Origin of the sequence: Halorhabdus sp. CUG00001 (assembly GCF_009797925.1) — an archaeon.
GTDB lineage: Archaea > Halobacteriota > Halobacteria > Halobacteriales > Haloarculaceae > Halorhabdus.
In genome coordinates this window covers 624575-642047 of record NZ_VOLB01000001.1, presented here as the reverse complement: position 1 = coordinate 642047, position 17473 = coordinate 624575, and the positions used below count along the sequence as shown (strand labels likewise).

Annotated in this window: 15 protein-coding genes and 1 tRNA gene; 9 read left to right on the top strand and 7 right to left on the bottom strand. The window is 60.5% G+C overall.

The window, feature by feature from the left end; translation table 11 throughout:
* Positions 1-702 precede the first annotated feature (702 nt).
* Positions 703-1311, top strand: a complete 609-nt coding sequence (locus tag FR699_RS03195) for a PQQ-binding-like beta-propeller repeat protein (protein ID WP_158853957.1) — start codon at positions 703-705, stop codon at positions 1309-1311.
* Positions 1312-2187: 876 nt separating this feature from the next.
* Here FR699_RS03195 and FR699_RS03190 read toward each other — a convergent pair.
* Positions 2188-3111 carry a glycosyltransferase family 2 protein gene (locus FR699_RS03190; protein ID WP_158853955.1) on the bottom strand — a complete coding sequence of 308 codons (924 nt, stop codon included), beginning with the start codon at positions 3109-3111 and terminating at the stop codon, positions 2188-2190.
* Positions 3112-3234: 123 nt separating this feature from the next.
* Between FR699_RS03190 and FR699_RS03185 the strand changes: the two genes are divergently transcribed.
* From FR699_RS03185 to FR699_RS03175, 3 genes are all read left to right on the top strand, one after another.
* Positions 3235-3576 carry a winged helix-turn-helix domain-containing protein gene (locus FR699_RS03185; protein WP_229770550.1) on the top strand — a complete coding sequence of 114 codons (342 nt, stop codon included), beginning with the start codon at positions 3235-3237 and terminating at the stop codon, positions 3574-3576.
* A 1-nt stretch (position 3577) separates the two neighbouring features.
* On the top strand, positions 3578-3895 hold the full coding sequence (locus FR699_RS03180; RefSeq protein WP_158853952.1) for a hypothetical protein: 318 nt from the start codon (positions 3578-3580) through the stop codon (positions 3893-3895).
* A gap of 281 nt (positions 3896-4176) precedes the next feature.
* Positions 4177-5190, top strand: a complete 1014-nt coding sequence (locus FR699_RS03175) for a CPBP family intramembrane glutamic endopeptidase (RefSeq protein WP_199268279.1) — start codon at positions 4177-4179, stop codon at positions 5188-5190.
* A gap of 744 nt (positions 5191-5934) precedes the next feature.
* On the opposite strand, the gene FR699_RS03170 is transcribed toward FR699_RS03175, so the two are convergent.
* Positions 5935-6189, bottom strand: a complete 255-nt coding sequence (locus tag FR699_RS03170) for a hypothetical protein (RefSeq protein WP_158853949.1) — start codon at positions 6187-6189, stop codon at positions 5935-5937.
* A 138-nt stretch (positions 6190-6327) separates the two neighbouring features.
* Positions 6328-7830, bottom strand: a complete 1503-nt coding sequence (locus tag FR699_RS03165) for a DUF790 family protein (protein ID WP_158853946.1) — start codon at positions 7828-7830, stop codon at positions 6328-6330.
* A gap of 104 nt (positions 7831-7934) precedes the next feature.
* On the opposite strand from FR699_RS03165, the gene FR699_RS03160 reads away from it, so the two are divergent.
* Positions 7935-8336 (top strand): hypothetical protein, encoded by a 402-nt coding sequence (locus FR699_RS03160; protein ID WP_158853944.1) that lies wholly within the window; start codon positions 7935-7937, stop codon positions 8334-8336.
* Positions 8337-8360: 24 nt separating this feature from the next.
* Here the strand turns inward: FR699_RS03160 and FR699_RS03155 are convergent, their stop codons facing one another.
* Together FR699_RS03155 and FR699_RS03150 are read right to left on the bottom strand one after the other, a co-directional pair.
* Positions 8361-9710 carry a DEAD/DEAH box helicase gene (locus tag FR699_RS03155; RefSeq protein ID WP_158853941.1) on the bottom strand — a complete coding sequence of 450 codons (1350 nt, stop codon included), beginning with the start codon at positions 9708-9710 and terminating at the stop codon, positions 8361-8363.
* A 231-nt stretch (positions 9711-9941) separates the two neighbouring features.
* Positions 9942-10015 (bottom strand) — tRNA-Lys (locus FR699_RS03150).
* Between the two features lie 121 nt (positions 10016-10136).
* On the opposite strand from FR699_RS03150, the gene FR699_RS03145 reads away from it, so the two are divergent.
* Positions 10137-11594, top strand: a complete 1458-nt coding sequence (locus FR699_RS03145; protein ID WP_154551823.1) for a DHH family phosphoesterase — start codon at positions 10137-10139, stop codon at positions 11592-11594.
* On the opposite strand, the gene FR699_RS03140 is transcribed toward FR699_RS03145, so the two are convergent.
* The gene (locus FR699_RS03140) at positions 11591-11902 is read right to left on the bottom strand and encodes a PRC-barrel domain-containing protein (RefSeq protein WP_154551824.1); all 312 of its coding nucleotides are present in this window, start codon (positions 11900-11902) and stop codon (positions 11591-11593) included. The two genes, FR699_RS03145 and FR699_RS03140, sit on opposite strands and share 4 nt — an antisense overlap.
* 107 nt (positions 11903-12009) lie before the next feature.
* Here FR699_RS03140 and FR699_RS03135 point away from each other — a divergent pair, with 107 nt between their 5' ends.
* Positions 12010-12900, top strand: coding sequence for a 1,4-dihydroxy-2-naphthoyl-CoA synthase (locus FR699_RS03135; RefSeq protein ID WP_154551825.1), 891 nt, complete (start codon positions 12010-12012; stop codon positions 12898-12900).
* 39 nt (positions 12901-12939) lie between these two features.
* On the opposite strand, the gene FR699_RS03130 is transcribed toward FR699_RS03135, so the two are convergent.
* Complete coding sequence (locus FR699_RS03130; RefSeq protein WP_158853938.1) at positions 12940-15117, bottom strand: PAS domain-containing protein; 2178 nt, start codon at positions 15115-15117, stop codon at positions 12940-12942.
* A 322-nt stretch (positions 15118-15439) separates the two neighbouring features.
* Between FR699_RS03130 and FR699_RS03125 the strand changes: the two genes are divergently transcribed.
* A complete protein-coding gene (locus FR699_RS03125) occupies positions 15440-16396 on the top strand; it encodes a 1,4-dihydroxy-2-naphthoate polyprenyltransferase (protein WP_154551827.1) in 957 nt (318 codons plus the stop codon).
* On the top strand, positions 16396-17415 hold the full coding sequence (locus FR699_RS03120) for a mandelate racemase/muconate lactonizing enzyme family protein (protein WP_154551828.1): 1020 nt from the start codon (positions 16396-16398) through the stop codon (positions 17413-17415). The genes FR699_RS03125 and FR699_RS03120 overlap by 1 nt, the downstream gene beginning before the upstream one ends.
* Positions 17416-17473: the final 58 nt, after the last annotated feature.

The window sequence follows — 17473 nt, the reverse complement described above, 5'->3', positions numbered from 1 at the left end:
GCGAATCACGAGAGCGTTTTGCTCGTAAATTTAAACGACATAACATTTAGACGGAACCGGTTGATCGGAAATAGGTGAGGACTTATTTCGATCCGATGGATCGTTTGTAGCCGCCCCGTTTAACAGTCTGAGGAACAGGTCGCAACCTCGACTAAGAACTCGTTGTCCACTTCGTTTTCTGTCACCCCAACGATTTCGCCTTCTTTGGGGACTGCAAACCCAAGCATCCAGTCGGGAACGGTGGCACGTTCACCCGGCGCTTTCTCCGTCGCTCTTGTGAAACAGATTGTTGCTAAAACGCCGAAACTGGGAAACGTGCCATCAGCATCTCCTTGCAGCCGCTCACTTTCCCACTCTGGGACGGAAACGTCCGAAAGCTACCGAGGACAAAATCGCAAGACAGTTTTCTATCCACAATGCCCTACACAAGGGCGGAAGAAGGAAGTACGCAACGAAACCCAAGATACACACCAGTCTCGTGCTGCATTACCCCTCTGAGCCGATCACAGTATTCTTGACAGAAAATAATGAATACTGACAATCAGTGTCTGCATACCCTCAAGAGAGTCCTGAACGGCCGTGTCAAATGAAAGTTTTATTCATATATTATATTCACATTTGAAGGTATGAATTATATCACCCAGGGAACGTTGACGGGCGGGAGTGTTCAGTCAGCGCGAGTGCCGGCTCCGAGGGGAATCGATGACTGACAAGCGTGGCCCACGGCTCTCTCGCCGGCAGTATATTCAGGCGGCCGGTGTGGGGGTTGTCTCCGTGGCTGGTGTTGGGGTCGCACAGGCCGCCGGTGGCGGCGAGATCTGGCACTTCGCAACAAGCGGCCATGTCAGCTCGTCGCCGACGGTGGTGGACAGCACGGTTTTCGTCGGGAGTTGGGACAACAACGTGTTTGCGCTGGATGCGGGTGATGGGACCGAACAGTGGCGATTCGAAGCTATCGATTGGCAGTCTGCCATGATGGCTGGCGTCACCTCGTCGCCGACGGTGGTGAATGGGACGGTCTTTATCGGAAGTGGCGACGGAAACCTGTACGCGCTGGCTGCGGGCGTTTCAGGGTCAAGCGAGGGCTCACGGGTGATTCTCAGGACGCTGGGCCATCATGGTGAGTCACAGTCTGCCCGGTCCCCGTCACAATCGCCAGCGACAACGCAAACTACAGACGGAAAAGCCAACAGTGTCGGTAGTGGCAGTAGAACCAGTGCTGACGGTCCTGGCTTCGGTATCCGCTCTGCTCTTGCTGGTATCGCTGGTGGTGGAGGCTATCTCACCCACAAAATGAAGACCGATACGTAGGGTAGAGCCAAGTTAGACGGCTGGTACTGGTCGTGTGGAGATGATTCATTTTATCGTCCGTAACCACAACTTGTGTCCGAACAGGGTAGAATTTTATCGACTATTGGACCAGATTACGTGACCGCGGTATGAGCCACGAGAGTGCTAGTAGCGAGGACACTGATGATGGTTACACCGCATTTTGGACTCCCTCGTCCGGGTTACGAATCGGTGGAGAGTATATGTGCCCTACCGACGCTGAAATTGTATGTGTCGGGTGTACCTACACGAATGTGTAAGCCTTCGTACTGTATGGAACCCCCGTATGCAGCACAGGATTGCTTTCAAGTTCTGAGGGATCCGACAGAAGCGCTCTTTCTACGACGAACGATACCAGATAGGATTCCACTTTTTCAGCACAATCGTCGTAGCCGTTGCCACACAGATACTTACGACTACTACAAGACTCGTATTCGTCCATCGCGGTATTCCGGTCAAGTCGGTTCGATACCAAGCGAACACGGCGACGGTAATGCCGATGACTACGATGCTTACGATCTCATCACTACGCAACGCAGTCATTATCACGGTCCCCTCTCTGAATAGACGCGGCGGTATAACGTCCATCCAATAGCCGAAACCGCGACGATAATGCCAATAACTGTCGGGATGGTGTTCGCAGAGCCGTTGAACGACCAGCCGAAAGTCAGGTAACCGACGACAGCAATCAACGCGACAATAGCCCCGACTGTTCTCATCGCTGATGAATCTGAACGACCTGCTCCGGGCATACGAAGCGAATATGGCTGTGCGATGGTAAATCAAAGGGTGGAATTGGGCTCTCACGCGGTCGGGCTGATTTGGTCCCACAGTACGCAGACAGTGGCTCAACGAACGCTACTCATGCAGTACCGTAACGTCAAACTTCGAGTGCCAACGGTACCGTCGTCCCCCCCAAACAAATGTGTCCCGGGCAAAAGCATACAGCCCCAGGGGGACAGCGGCCGTAAGTGCTGGTACCGTGAGCAGTAGCGAGATTCGTCGGACCCCGAAGCTGGCGCTGACGCCGGCTGTCAGTACTGTTAGTGCCACCGCGAGGGGCGGAAAACGGACACAGCCAATGAGAACGGCGACCAACACACCAAACGAGAGTTTCGCTACCGTCGGATCGTGTGTTGTGAAAATCTTGTTAAACCGGATATGTCGTTCAAGCGTCTGCCGGAGACTTCCACCCATCGGTACCCGGCGTACGCGTCGAACTGACGTCACATCGACGTGTTCTCCGAGGAGACCATCGTCGCTGATAGTCTGGCGGAGCTCCGAACGGAACCGTGCCTCGTCGAGATCACTTCTGTCGAATATGACAGCCCCGCCCCAGGCGTGGTCGCCCACGTATGTCCCGAGCGTGCCCCCAAGGGCATAAACAGGCTCTAGCAGGACTGCAAGCGGATCTTGGCCGACGAACGCCGGTAGCTCCGTTGTCGGACCGTATTCGGCGTAGTCCTCGTGGAGGCGGTCGAGCCAACCCGAGGGATGATGAAAGTCATCGTCGGTCCAGACGAGACGGTCGTGACTGGCGGCTTCCATCCCAGCTGCGATTGCGTTTGCTTTCCCGGAACACCCGAGAGGGTCGCCGGCGGGGAGCAACCGGACGTTCTCGGGGAGCGGTTTTCGGTCCGCAACCGGGTCGTCCTCGCTGTCGTGGATGATGAGCAGTTCGTCTTCAGGCCCCAACTGTGTAGCGACGTCGTCGCAGGCGGCCGTCCAAGACACCGTCGGGAGGAGGACGCTCGTTGGCGTGTGTGTCTGTCTGTTCGACATCCGTACGCGAGAGATGAGCGTAGATATGGATGATAGTTTCTCGTGACTTCTCTGACTGAAGTCAGACAGAACGCCCACAACGGCACAACCTATATTGACGAACCAGGAGACGGTCCGTTTACAGTGTCCGACGTGCGAGATCCTGAAGCACTCGCAGACCTACTCGGTGACGAGTGTGCGCGTACGATTCTCGTCGAGGCGAAAAAAGAGCCCCGCTCGGCGGCAGAACTCAGCGACTGCGCCGGGGTCTCGGAGCCGACGGTCTACCGTCGACTCGAACGCCTCCGTGAGTACGATTTGGTTACCGAAGACATCCAGCCAGTCACCGACGGAAAGAATTACAAGCTCTATCGGACAGAACTCGACGGTATCGAACTCGATCTCGGCGAAGACGGCTTCGAGATCACGGTCTCACGTCGGGAACGGATAGCCGACCGCTTCACACAGTTCGTAGAGGGTACCTAACATGCTCGATACACCGCTCCAATTGATCGATCTCGACACGTTACGAATCGTTCGGCAGGTGAGCGAGGTGATCCCCATGCTCCTCGGATTGGCAATCAGTTACTTCGCCTATACTGCATACCGGCAAAACCAGAGCCGTCCGATGCTGTACATTGCCGTTGGATTCGTCTTGGTACTGTTTGTTCAGCTTCCGCTGAGCCTGATACTGCTCTATCTGTTGGATTTTCCAACGCCGGTTCTCAACACCATTGTTCAGATCCCCGAGTTCGTCGGTCTGGGACTGATCCTCTACGGGCTGTGGGTGCCGCGTCGGGACTGACTCGGCGGCTCACATCGGTGTCCATGCCAGCCGAACGAACACTGATCGCGATTCTCTCGGATACATCCTCGTGTGTAGCCCGGTCGAGGCGCGAGCAGACCAGGAGACGGCAGCGACATCAACGCTGGCCTTGAGTTCATACCGGATTCGTGTAGATTTCCCCATCTGGTGGGTGTCGAAATGCTTGGGGAATACGTCCGACAGGCTCACTACGACGTTAGCTTCAGCGAGTGAAGCCAGGAAAATCGGCCTTTTGACACCGGCCTATTGGTACACATGAGATGACCGAAGCAGATGCCGACACCAACTTCGAACGAACCCCATCCCAGTTGGCCGATGACGACCGGGGAGCCAATCGCGGTGGAATCACGGGACGCGTCGTCTCCGTGCTGTGGAATCGAGCCGAAGATCGCCCGCGCGCTCTCTGGCGGATCCTTGGCGTGTACGTCGCCGCGCTCGTGGGGATTTTCGTACTCCCGGCGCTGGCACTCGCGGGGACCGAACTCCCACCGTCTGTCAACGGAGCCGCGACCAGCCTGATCGGTGCGCTCGTTGGGTTCGTCCTGGCGATTGCCGTCGCGAAGTACGTCGACCGTCGCCCGATAGCCGACTACGGACTCGCGTTCGGCCCGTCGTTCCTGAGGGACTTTGGTGCTGGCAGCGTCGCGGCCCTGGCGGGGATGGGTGTGGCACTCCCCGCGAGTCTGCTCGCTGGGTGGGCGACCGTCTCCGAGGTGTTCTCGGGTGGCGTTGGCACGAACGTGTTACCGTTCGCCGCCGCGTTTGGAGTGTACACCATCCAGTGGGCGTTTACAGCCGTCTGGGAAGAACTGGTCTTTCGGGGCCTCATTCTGACGAACGCCGTCGAAGGACTCCGGAGCCGGTGGCTGTCCGACCGTGGCGCGATCGTGACAGGAGTGGTGGCGTCCTCGCTGATATTCACTCTCGGGCACTTCCCGGGTACGCTAGGAACGTTTGGATTCCGGCTAGCTTTAGGGCTCCTCCTCGGTGCCGCGTACGTGTGGACCGACTCACTGGCGCTGCCGATCGGCCTTCACTTTCTGGTCAACTTCGCGATGAACAACATCTACGGCCTGTCGAACTTTCTTGAGGCTACGGAAACAGCGATGCTGATCCGACCGACGTTCACCGGTCCGGCACAGTTCGTAGGGGTGTACGGGCTAGTCAACGGCGCGGCGGTGCTCTGTGTCGCTGTGCTCACTGTCGGATACGTTGCTCTCCGGAACGGTGACTTCGGGTCACGGCTGTCGGCGGCATACCGACAGCGAGAGTGACCTGAACAACCTCCCACAGCCGAGCGGTGGGTGATCGCAACTGCCGTGAGTCTCCGTCTGTGGGCTTTGAGGCCGCTGCGTGGGGATTGATATTGAAATTTCCTCTTACCGAACGCAGTGACATAGTACCGGCCGAAGGATCGAGAAAACACTCCGTAAATGATGTATGGCGCGTATCTCACGAAGAAGAATTCATCGATCGGAGAAATATAATTGATCGATGCAGGATTCTCGGACAACGAAAGAGGCCCACCCACCATTCAGAAATAATCACGGAGCAGATGATTCACGCCTGTTTCGAACCCAGAAGTCCTGCTAGGTGATTGTAGTACGACGACAAGTAAGTGGGACGTATGGACTGGGGATTTCGGATCCGGAAAGATGTTCCATCTTGGGTCATGAAACTCGTACTGGTTGGTGCAATTCTGTTAATTGCTGGCCTTCAGCATTTTGCTGTCATATAAACGTCAGCCAGAGCGATATTATTGATAGAATTGGCTGTGCAGGTACATCCTATCGGCTGACTTACGGGTAGACAAGAGCCATAAACTGCCCTCCTCTGTGGCACAGACCCGCTGTATCTTGTACTACCGTCTGTAACGATGGTTCACTCAAGACTTTCTCGCCGGTTGCGCTGCAGTGAATCGGCTATGACGGATTCTGTGCCACGCTGACCTGGTGAACAGAGAGTCGTCCCGGCTCTGTCGCCTTGAATCAGCGTCCACCATGAGAGAGACCGGTGATCTACTCTACTGCCAGCGAATCTCCGCCCAAAAGATACCGAAACATCGAGTCGCCGTTTCGGCGAGCGATGAGTTCCATGACAGCGAGATAGGGCCCAGCGAAGGCAATACCCGAGGCGATGGCCTGGAAGACGCCAAACTCCAGGAAATACCCCATCGGAACTCCGAACCCAAGGACCAAGAACACGACGAGTACCACATCCCGGAGGAGGAGATGGTCGTCGAACGCCTTATCGAACCGCGTTTTCTCTGCCATGTAGCTAATTAATTTCTTCTGACACCACTTGAGCGTTGCGTCCCCACATCTCCGTGTTGTCGTGTGGTGCGTACTCATTTGCTGACGATGGGCTAGGGACCCGTTTGCCGGCGTTGATCAGGGGGCCGCGGACAGGGGTTATGCCGTCTTGCGAACTGTGCCGCCGCTGAGTCCGTCCCACTCGACGCGATAGCCCAGTCGCGAGAGGACAGCACTCGCGTCGTCGATCCCGTACGCTGCGAAGGCCGCTTCCGCGTCGTCGAGTGCTATGCCGTCCGCGATTTCCTGCTCCAGGGCCTCGAGAACGGCTGGCCTGATGAGTGTGCGTCCAACGCGCTCGTGGTCGGGGAACGTTGCCCGCTCGATAGCGGCTTCGCTGACAGCGTGGTCGTCGGCCAGTGCTGTCAGTGTAATGACGTCAGATTGTGGTGTGAGTTCGTCGGGGAGAGCGGTAGCCGCCTCGTTGACCAGATCGGCTTCGTACCGTCTGAGTGCGTCCCGGACGGCTTTGAGGCTCACTGTCTTTGAGTAGGGGATCGCTCGCTGGTTGCGCGCTTCGATGGCGTCCCCCACGCCCAGACTTTCGTCGTAGGCGACGAGCAATTCGGCATCGTCGATGGCTTCGAACTGGTCGAGTTTCTTCTGGACGTATTCCGGCGTCCAAAAGCCCATTATCTCGAAGAACACCCGAAACTCCGCGTAGCGATAGTCGAAGGCAAAATCCGGGATCGCGACGCTTGTCCCGGCTTCGAGCGGTTCCGGTTCACGCACTAACGCCCACGGGAGATCGAGCGACTGCAAGCGCGTCGCAAAGTCGGCTTCGACGCCGCTGTCGAAGGACATCTCGACGACAGGCTCGGCGTCAGGTACCGAGAGGTCCACGTCCGAGAGCGTCATCGTTCGCTCCGTGCCGTCGTCGTCGATCGTGGCCGTCACCTGCCAAGATTCCGTTCCGGCAACGGCTCGGAGCAGGCGGGCAAATCGCGTGCCGTAGCGGCGCGTGTTCTCGAAGAGCGCGTCCGGTCCGGTGACGACGAGTTCTCGCCCTGGGTCTGTGTGAACGACTTCATAGAGCAACCGGAGTCGCTTGACCGCATCGATCAGTCGCCGCGGATCGCTCGATCGAACGCGGACTTCCGTCGCGTCGAACAGTGCAGTCTGGGCCAGCGACAGATCGTACTGTACGAGCAGTTCCGAAGGCGTCCATCGCCGGTCGAGACTCGCCAGCACCTGCCGGTCATCCAGGTCTGCGTACAGCGACGTCTCGACTGCCTCCGGGTCGGCACCAAGTCGATCGGCCGCCTGCTCGATCGCCTGCTGTCGATCGGCCGTCGTGACCACGCCGACAGCCTCAGCCGCCTCGAAGGCAACTCGACGAGTACGGGCTGGTGGCAGCGGGGCGTGTGTCTCGAACGTCGCGTCGCGGTCGAGCAGCTTTGCGAACCCGCGCACGAGCTTGAAATCCGAGGCTGCCCGTTCGAGATCGGACAGTGCCCCCTGTAGTGACTCGCGAGATTCACCGACGTGGCCCTGGTAGACACCGATCACCCTGGCTGCCGTTTCGCGGTCCCGGTCGTCAGTGAACTGTGGCTGGTAGCCACCGCCAGCCCGCGAGACGCGCAGCAGGTCCTTCTTCAGCACAGTCGTCTCTCAACACCGGAGAACCGAAAAACTGCGGGGCGAAGTTGAGAGACAAACGGGTAGCGACGGGAAGATTCTTGACGCGGGGGCCGAAGGCCTCTACCATGCACCGTCGGGCGCTACTACGTCGACTCGGGGCCGTTGGACTCGTCGCAATCGCAGGTTGTGGAGAGTACGAGTCTGGCCCCCAGACACCACCCGGAGACACGACCGACCAGGCCCAAACCGAGACGACGACAACGCCCGAAGACGTCTTTGTGGTCCCGGAATTCGCGTTCGAGGAAGGGACGGATGGCGATGCAGTGCTCGTCGCAACCGTCGAGAACACCCGGGACGACCCCCAGCAGGGCGAGATGGTCGTCCGCTATGCCGATGACGGCACGACGAAATCCGTCACCGAATCGATCGACCTACAGGGAAAAGACGAGACGACGGTCCGCGTGAAGCTCCCGATTGCCTATGCGGACCGGAATCTGCAGGGGATCGACTTCGAGACGGCGACTTGATCACAGCCCCCCGTGCCAGCCTCGTTATCGTCGCCGTCGAGCGACGCCTTGTTCGGCCGTATCGGTGCAGACGACCTCGTAGAGTAACGCTCGGCCCCCATCGTTGCTTGGTCGCAAGATGCGACCCAATCGCTGGGTGAACTCGCGCTCGCTCCCGCTGCCGGCGAGGACGACCGCCACGTTGGCGTCGGGAACGTCGATGCCCTCATCGAGGACGTTCGCCGTCATGACAGTCGAGTAGGTGCCCGACCGGAAGCCACGCAGGATCTCTCGCCGTTGGGCAGCCCCTGTCTCGTGGGTGATCGCCGGGCAAAGGAACCGCTCGGAGAGGCGATAGACGAACTCCGTCGTCGCGGCGAAGACGATGACGCGGTCGGCCGCGTGGCGCTCGAGCAACGTGGCGAGAGTCTCGACCTTTCGGTCAGCCGTGCGGACGATCTCGCGGGCACGCTCTTTCGCGAGTAAGGCGTCGCGGGCTCGCGGATCAGACCCCGAGCGGATGACCAACTTCTGGTAGTCGGCTCCGCTAGTGAGACGGAGATCCGAGGTCGCCAGATACTCCGTGAACGTCTCTTGGTTGTGCTCGTATTCGGCCCGCTCTTCGGCCGTGAGATCGACGTCGAGGCGCTTGATATCGTAGGCCGCGAGATACTCGCCAGCCAGGTCGTCGGGGCCGAGTCGATACACTGGATCGCCCACCAGTTCCGAGACGGCCTCGTGAGCGTCGTCCGGGCGTTCGAACGTCGCTGTCAAGCCCAAGCGGGCCGGCGCGGCGAGCAAGCGAGCGATGTCCCGATACCCCTCTCCGCCGAGGTGGTGACACTCGTCGAATATCACGAGGCCAAAGCGGTTCCCGATCTCCTCGGCCCGCAAGTAGGCCGAGTCGTACGTCGAGACGGTGATCGCCTCGATGCGCTGTGTGCCCCCGCCGAGTTGCCCGATCGGCACGCCGAACTCCGTCTGGAGTTCGCCTCGCCACTGTTCGAGGAGGTCGATCGTCGGGACGACGACCAGCGTCGCCGTCTCCAGAGTCTCGATAGCGGCGATCCCGAGTACGGTTTTGCCGCTGCCGGTCGGGAGTTCGAGGACACCGCGCTCGCCTGCGTCCTGCCAGGCGTCGAGTGCCTCTCGCTGGTAGTCTCGAAGCCGATACGTCGAGGTCACGTCGGTCGTCGGGGCGTCAAGCACACGATCGTCGAAAGTGACTGTCGATTCGGCCAGTGCTCGCCGGAACGCATCGTACTGATATGCCGGCATCCGCCACGTCTTCGTCCGCTCGTCACGCTCGACGTACGAGAGACCCGCGACTCGCTCGGGGAGGTCGCCCTCGATGCGAACGGTCCCGTCCGCGTAGGTCAGCGTGACCGGAGCCACTGGGTCGATTTCGGCTGTCCCCCGGAAAAAGTCTGCCGGGAACGGCTAGTTCGACGACAGTCCGGCACACAGCAGGCGCTCGCGGCTTGCTCGCAGCAAAATGCCACGGGCCGGAAGGGATTTGAACCACGGAAAGACGATGACCTCGCTTCGCTCGGTCCTGCGACTTTCCTGATTCAAACCTTCCGTCCGGTTCGTTCACCGGTTCGCGTCGCTCACCGGTTCACTGCACGGGCCGGAAGGGATTTGAACCCCTGACCGTCTGATTAAGAGTCAGACGCTCTGCCGGACTGAGCTACCGGCCCACGCGATCTGTAGTTACGTCGGGCGATTCAAATACGTTTCCTTTCGATCGCGAGCCGTCTGTTCAGTCCCTGGCAACAACCGCGATGTTATAAGGGTTGGCGCGCCAACGTTGTCGACACTATGAGCAGCGACATCACGATGGCCTCGATGTCTACGTACGCTATTTTGGGGTGTGGAAGCGTGGGCCATGCCGTCGCAGAGGCACTCGTCGAGGAAGACAAAGACGTGCTCATCCTCGACAAGGACGAAGGACGCGTCGAGGCCTTACGGGATCAAGACCTCAATGCGCGAACGGCGGATATCCGCGAAGAATCCGTCGCCGCTGAACTCGACGACCGGGACGTCGTCTTGATCCTCTCGCCGGATGTCGAGGCCAATGCCGCCGCCGTCGAACACCTTCGGGATCGCGACGAAGATCAGTTCATCGTCGCGCGCGCATCCGATCCCGTTTCAGCGGACGAGCTCTCCGAACTCGGGGCGAACGTCGTGATCAACCCCTCCGCCGTCATCGCCGATTCGGCGCTTCGGGCGCTCGAAACTGGCGAACTCGAGCACAAGGCCAATCAGCTTGCCGCCGTCGTCGACGGGACCGACGAGCGACTGGCGATTCTCATTCACCGTGGACCCGACCCCGACTCGATCGCCAGTGCCGCGGCACTCCGGGCGATCGCCGACAGTCGCGATATCGACGCGGACATCATCTACGAGGGGGACATCGGTCACCACGAGAATCGCGCGTTCGTCAACCTTCTCGGCCTCGAATTGACGTCCCGGTCTGCAGTCGACCTGGACGACTACGATACGTTCGCGCTGGTCGACTTCGCCAAGAGCGGCGGGCCACCGGCCGAAGACGTCGAAGACCGCATCGATATCGTCATCGATCACTACGAGGTCGAGATGGGCTCGGAGGCGGAGTTCACCGACGTCAGACCGAACGTCTCGGCGACTTCGACGATCCTGACGAAGTACATCCAGGAACTGGATCTCAGCCTCGATCACGAGGTTGCGACTGCACTCCTCTATGGAATCCGGGCGGAAACGCTCGACTTCAAGCGGGATACGACACCCGCCGATCTCACGGCTGCAGCCTATCTCTATCCGTTCGCGGATCACGACACGCTCGAACAGGTCGAGTCGCCGAGTATGAGCCCCGAGACGCTGGATGTCCTCGCCGAGGCGATCCGTAACCGCCAGGTCCGGGGCAGCCACCTCGTCTCGAATGCAGGGTTCATCCGCGACCGGGACGCCCTGGCCCAGGCAGCCCAACAATTGCTCAATCTCGAAGGTATCACCACGACGGCTGTGTTTGCGATCGCCGACGATACGATCTATCTGGCAGCCCGGTCGAAAGACATCCGGATGAACATCGGCAACGTCCTCGAAGAAGCCTTCGGAGGGATCGGCGAGACGGCCGGCCACTCGACGGACGCCAGCGTCGAGATTCCACTCGGCATCTTCACCGGCATCGAGACGAGCGATGACAACCGCGATACGCTGCTCGAATTGACCGAAGAAGCCGTTCGCTCGAAGTTGTTCACAGCGATGGGCGTCGAGAATTCCGACAGCAACGGCAGTTAAGCCACAACGTCGTCTTCTGTGACCTCGCCGTTGTCCTCGTGTAGACGCTCGACGATATCGTTGATGAGCACGATATCACCGACGGCCTGGACCCATCGATACGGGACGATAACACCGCGTGCACTGGCCGTCTCGGCGTCGAACAGTTCCGTGTTGAGTTGGTGAAGCGCCAGGCCGGTCACGCCCTCAGCATCGAGATTGAGCCGCAGATCTTCGACTTCACCAACGTAGACACCGTTGTTCGAGTACACTTCCCGACCCACCAGTGACGTGATTTCCTGGGGGCTCGCGTCACGATCAATTGCCATACTGGATCCCTGGAGAGGGGTCGCCTTAATTCTTGGCAGAGCGTCAGACGTTCGCTGTGGCCCACCGACTGCGAGATATTTTTCTACCGGGCGGCCGGACCACCAGTATGGTTTCAGAGGTTTTCGATGCTGAGCGCTGGGAACCGATCGAATCAGTCGACTTCGCGGATGTCACGTATCACCGAGCAACGGACGTCGGGGCCGTCCGGATCGCTATCGACCGGCCCGACGTTCGCAACGCCTTCCGACCGGAAACGGTCGACGAGCTTTCGGCCGCACTCGATCACGCCAAGCGCCAGACGGACGTCGGCTGTGTCCTCTTGACTGGGAACGGCCCGTCCTCGAAAGACGGCGGCTGGGCCTTTTCGGCCGGGGGCGACCAGTCGATCCGCGGCGATGCCGGCTACGAGTACGAAAGCGAAGACGAGGACGACCAAGGAGAAGGCCCGCGACTCCACATCCTGGAAGTCCAGCGCCAGATCCGCCACATGCCAAAGCCCGTCATCGCGGTCGTCCCCGGATGGGCCGTCGGCGGCGGCCACTCACTGCACGTGATCTGTGATCTGACCCTCGCCAGCCAAGAGCATGCGAAGTTCCTCCAGACCGACCCCGATGTCGGGAGTTTCGACGGTGGCTTTGGCTCGGCGTATCTCGCCCGCCAGATCGGCCAGAAGAAGGCCCGCGAAGTGTTCTTCCTCGGGAAAACCTACGATGCCGAGGAAGCCACAGACATGGGGATGGTCAACGAAGCTGTCCCTCACGAGCAACTTGAACAGACGGCCTTAGAGTGGGCCGAACGCATCAACGACAAATCCCCGACTGCGATGCGAATGCTCAAATACGCGTTCAATCTCCCCGAAGACGGCATGGTCGGCCAGCAGGTCTTCTCCGGGGAAGCGACTCGTCTGGCCTACATGACCGACGAAGCTCACGAAGGCCGAGATGCCTTTACCGAGGGACGGGAGCCGGATTTCGACGACTACCCCTGGCACTACTGAGCGAGCGCGTGCGACGGAGGATCGCTCCGGGCGCTCCAGTCAGTCGGTGGTCAGTGGAACTGTGACGACGATGTGAGTCCCTCGGTCGGCGTCAACAAACCGCAGGCTGCCGCCGACGTGGGTAATACTGTACCGTGCGAGCCAGAGCCCGAGCCCGGTTCCGTGCAAGAGTGGAGAGCGGTCAGCCTGGGGGCGCAACACGGCCTGCTCTTCGGCTGGAATCCCTGGCCCGTTATCCTGAATGTCGATCCGTAGCACGTCGCCATCGCGAGTCGCTTCGACACTCACGCGTGGCGGGTCGTTGTCGTTGTGTTCGATGCCGTTTTCGATGAGTTCGGCGAAGGCATTCTCCAGAACCGGGACTGCCTCGATCCGGGCGTCGATCGGACAGTGGAGTGTGATTTCCCCATCGGGAAAGGACGCTCGGGCGGTTTCGACAGCCGCCGAGAGCAGCGGCGCGATCGAGACGCTCGTCGTGCGTGCGTTCCCAGTGAGTAGCTCGACGATTTGACGTTCGGTGTCGACGAGTTCGATCATGTCGGTCCCGGTCGAGAGAATCCGATCGGCAGCACTCGCCAGTGGCTCTTGGGTCTGTTCTCGAAGCACCTCGGCGCTGCCGGTAATGACGTTGAGATCGTTTCGGAGGTTGTGGCGCAGGACCCGGCTGAGAACCTGTAGCTGCCGTTCTCTATCTTTGAGATCAGTGATATCCCGACAGATAGCGATCGATCCCACGATCGTTCCCGTCTCGTCGTAGTGCGGGTACCGTGTCGTTGCGAAAGAGCGGTCGCCGCGTCCCCGCAATGACGGCGAGATCGTGTAGCTGATCGGCTCTGCGTGCTCGAGAACCAACGCTTTCTTCTCCTGGACGCGTGTGGCCGTTGGCTCGTCCATGAACGCAAACTCGTCTGTGCCGAGCAGCTCCGAACGGGGAACTCCGGCGTACTCGACGAGTGCATCGTTGACGACCTGAAACGCCCCGTCACGATCCTGAAACATGATGGGATCGTCGACTCGCTGAACGATCTGCTCGTAGGTTGCAAGTTCGTCGGTCGCTTCGACACGATCGGTGATATCGATGAACACCGCAGCGATCCGATCGCCATCCAGGGGATAGGCGGTCACGCGGTGGTGCTGATCTAGCGGCTCGGAATAGGCTTCGAACTCGATTCGGTTTCCCTTCAGCGCGACATCGCCGTACCGAGAGATGAACGGATCGTCAGTCGGATCGTCCGGCAGGTCGAAGACTGTACTGCCTCGCTTGCCCTGGATTTCCTCGGCCTCAAGCCCGGTAATTCGCTCGAAGGCCTCGTTCACGTCCTCGAACACGTAGTCTACGGCTCGTCCGTGCTCGTCGGTGACGATCCGTTGGATCGCGATGCCGTTGATCGCATCCCGGAATAGCCGTCGATACGCCGAATCGTCAAGTACTCCGCCGTCGCGCTGGCTCTCTCCGGTAGCTGTGTGTGGTGTCCCCGATTGCTCAAGGTGACCCTCCGTTAGGACGAGTGCCACCGCAACGTCGTCTTGCCAGTTGCTGCTGGTGGCGATGTACTGGCCGGTCCACTCCCGAGCGTTTCCCATCGTGATCGACGCAGTACCGAAATCGAAGGTACACTCACCGGTCGCAAATCGTTCCGTCCACGCTGCAAGGTCACCAGCGTCCAACCCAACCCTGGTGAGGAACGCGGCTTCGGTCAGCCCGTCGGTCCCTTCTGGGTCAAACTGACTCACAGCAGCGCCGTTGGCCCACGCAAGCTCCCCGTCCCGTAAGACGAAAATCGGGTCCAGAGTACCGTCCAGAACCGCTTTCGGGTCCGGTCGTGGACCGGACCGAGACCGATAGCGTCGAGCGACAGTTTCGATGAGCGCTGCGACGCTTTCGTCCGTCTCTCCGGGCGTGAGGATGTCCGTTACCCGGGCCGCACTTGCCCGGTCGATCGTCTCGGCGTTTCGATCAACAGCGCGCACGATCACCGGGAGAAAAGGGTCTCGGGCACGGAGCGCTTCGAGAAACGCAATCCCGTCGAAATCCGGCATCTCGGCATCACAGACGAGACAGTCGACAGTCGCCGTCCGGACGTGTTGGGCCGCCGCTTGGACAGTCTGTGCCGTTACTACTCGTAGCTCGTCCCGGCCCAGGAGCGGAGCCAGAAGGTCGTCACTGTCTGGTTGTGGCGTCACGGCGAGAATCTGTATCGCCTCGTCTCGTCCCATGCTAGATCATCTCCCAGTGGCAAACTGTGTGCCGCTTTTCCCCACAGCAGGGCGAGATTCCCTCGCGGAGAGAGAACAACTGCGCTCACGAAAGCAGGGACTCACTTTCGCGATGGGAGGCGGTCTGACGACAGTCACTGTTCGTCAACGTTGGTGAGGTAGCTTCAAAAGCATGAGTGGTCACCCCGCCTCGTAGATCGGAAGCTACCGGCCAGGTATCGTGTCCCTGGCGGTGGACACGAGTGTCGGCTATACGATCGATCGCTGTCCCGGCTGCCTTGCTCCGGTAGCTTAACACGGATCCGGCCCCGAACAGATCCTAATGAGTTCGGCAGCAGCGGACGTTTCAAAGACGAAAGCCTGGGTGATGGCCGCACGGCCACAGACGCTTCCGGCTGGCTCGGCCCCAGTGATCGTCGGCGTCGGCCTGGCAGTCCACGACGGCGTTCTCGCGGTACTCCCAGCGCTTGCAGCCTTCGTTGGCGCACTCCTCATTCAGATCGGGACGAACTTCGCTAACGATTATTTCGACGCGATGAAAGGGACCGACGACGCCGATCGCGAAGGATTCACGCGCGTCACTGCCGGCGGATTGATCCCACCGAGGCAGGTCAAGGCAGCGATGGCAGGAACCTACACGCTCGCGCTCGTCGTGGGCCTCTATCTCGTGGCGATCGGCGGCGTCCCGATCCTCGTCATCGGCCTCTCGAGTATCGTCGCCGGATTGCTCTACACGGGCGGGCCGTACCCCTATGGCTACTACGGCCTGGGTGACCTGTTCGTGTTCGTCTACTTCGGCGTGATCGCAGTGACCGGGACCTACTACGTCCAGGCCGTTGCTACCCTCGACGGTGGCCTGTTTCCGACGTGGGTGCCAGCGGGAACCGTTCCGAGCGCGGTCGTTATCGCCAGTCTGGCCGCGGCAGGGCTCTCGACAGCCATCCTCGTCGTGAACAATATTCGGGACATCGAGAGCGACCGCGAAGCCGGTAAGCGAACGCTGGCTGTCATGCTGGGCTACCGGTGGAGTCGCGCCGAGTACGTAGCCCTCGTTGCGCTCGCGTATCTCGTCCCAGTCGTGCTGTGGCGGATGGACGAGTTCGGCCTGTTCGTCCTGTTGCCGCTGGTGACGATCCCGCTTGCTATCTCGGTGACGCGGACGGTTCTCACCGAACAGAGCGGCGCGGCGTTGAACCCGGCACTGGAACGCACTGGCAAACTGATGGGTGCTCACGGACTGCTGTTTACAATCGGGCTGGCGCTCCCGGCGGTGCTCTGATGGAGATCGAACCGTTCAGTTTGCCACTCGCCTCGCCACTCGGGACGGCCACCGACCGGATCGAGTCCCGCGAGGGCGCTCTGATCGTCGTCGAACGCGATGGCGTCCGTGGCGTCGGCGAGGCGACCCCGCTGCCGGGCTGGACGGAATCACTCGATGCGTGTCGGGCGGTGCTCCGTGCCGTCGCCGCTGGCGAGCGACCGCCCGCGTCGGTCGACCCAGCCGAGAGGCCGGCAGCCAGACACGGACTCACGCTGGCTGAAGCCGACGCGACTGCCCGAGCAGCCGGCGTTCCCCTTGCGCAGTGGCTCGCGGCCGACACCGCGGACACCGCCGGTTCGGTTCCGGTGAACGCGACGATCGGTGACGCCGATCCGGATGCGACTGCGCGAGCGGCAACAGCGGCTGTCGAAGCAGGATTCCGGTGTCTCAAAGTCAAAGTCGGTGCCAGGCCGCTCGGGGCCGACCTCGACCGACTGCGAGCGATCCGGCGCGAGGAACGTGACGTGACGATCCGCCTCGATGCCAACGGCAGTTGGACTCGCACAGTCGCTGAAGACGCCCTGAAGGAAATTTCCGACCTGAACGTCACCCTCATCGAACAACCGTTACCTCCGGACGATCTAGACGGGCACGAACAACTGCAAGGTCGTGGCGTCGACATCGCCCTCGACGAGTCACTCAGGGAGCACGGAATCGACGCCATCAAAAGCGCCGACACGGCGGATGTGGTCGTGCTCAAGCCGATGGTACTCGGCGGCCTCGACCGAGCAGCGGCCCTGGCCCGAACAGCACGTCAACACGGGATGGAGCCGATCGTGACGACGACGATCGATGGCGTCGTTGCCCGAACGGCCGCGCTGCACCTCGCCGCGAGCCTCGGGATCGATCGGGCCTGCGGGTTGGCGACCGCTGACCGACTGGCCGAGGATCTAGCTGGCGATCCCGCGCCGGTCCGAGACGGGTACATGACGGTCCCGGACGCTTCAGGGATCGGTGTAGCCCTCGAAAGGCCGTGATTGGGGGCCTGCAAGTTGGTGAGAATCGGGGGGCCACTCAAGTAGGGGCCGGACCGAA

Bases quoted from the DNA above. Each gene is read 5' to 3' on its own strand.
- FR699_RS03195 (WP_158853957.1), top strand. From the start codon at position 703: ATGACTGACAAGCGTGGCCCACGGCTCTCTCGCCGGCAGTATATTCAG.
- FR699_RS03190 (WP_158853955.1), bottom strand. From the start codon at position 3,111: ATGTCGAACAGACAGACACACACGCCAACGAGCGTCCTCCTCCCGACG.
- FR699_RS03180 (WP_158853952.1), top strand. From the start codon at position 3,578: ATGCTCGATACACCGCTCCAATTGATCGATCTCGACACGTTACGAATC.
- FR699_RS03175 (WP_199268279.1), top strand. From the start codon at position 4,177: ATGACCGAAGCAGATGCCGACACCAACTTCGAACGAACCCCATCCCAG.
- FR699_RS03170 (WP_158853949.1), bottom strand. From the start codon at position 6,189: ATGGCAGAGAAAACGCGGTTCGATAAGGCGTTCGACGACCATCTCCTC.
- FR699_RS03160 (WP_158853944.1), top strand. From the start codon at position 7,935: ATGCACCGTCGGGCGCTACTACGTCGACTCGGGGCCGTTGGACTCGTC.
- FR699_RS03145 (WP_154551823.1), top strand. From the start codon at position 10,137: ATGAGCAGCGACATCACGATGGCCTCGATGTCTACGTACGCTATTTTG.
- FR699_RS03140 (WP_154551824.1), bottom strand. From the start codon at position 11,902: ATGGCAATTGATCGTGACGCGAGCCCCCAGGAAATCACGTCACTGGTG.
- FR699_RS03135 (WP_154551825.1), top strand. From the start codon at position 12,010: ATGGTTTCAGAGGTTTTCGATGCTGAGCGCTGGGAACCGATCGAATCA.
- FR699_RS03130 (WP_158853938.1), bottom strand. From the start codon at position 15,117: ATGGGACGAGACGAGGCGATACAGATTCTCGCCGTGACGCCACAACCA.
- FR699_RS03125 (WP_154551827.1), top strand. From the start codon at position 15,440: ATGAGTTCGGCAGCAGCGGACGTTTCAAAGACGAAAGCCTGGGTGATG.
- FR699_RS03120 (WP_154551828.1), top strand. From the start codon at position 16,396: ATGGAGATCGAACCGTTCAGTTTGCCACTCGCCTCGCCACTCGGGACG.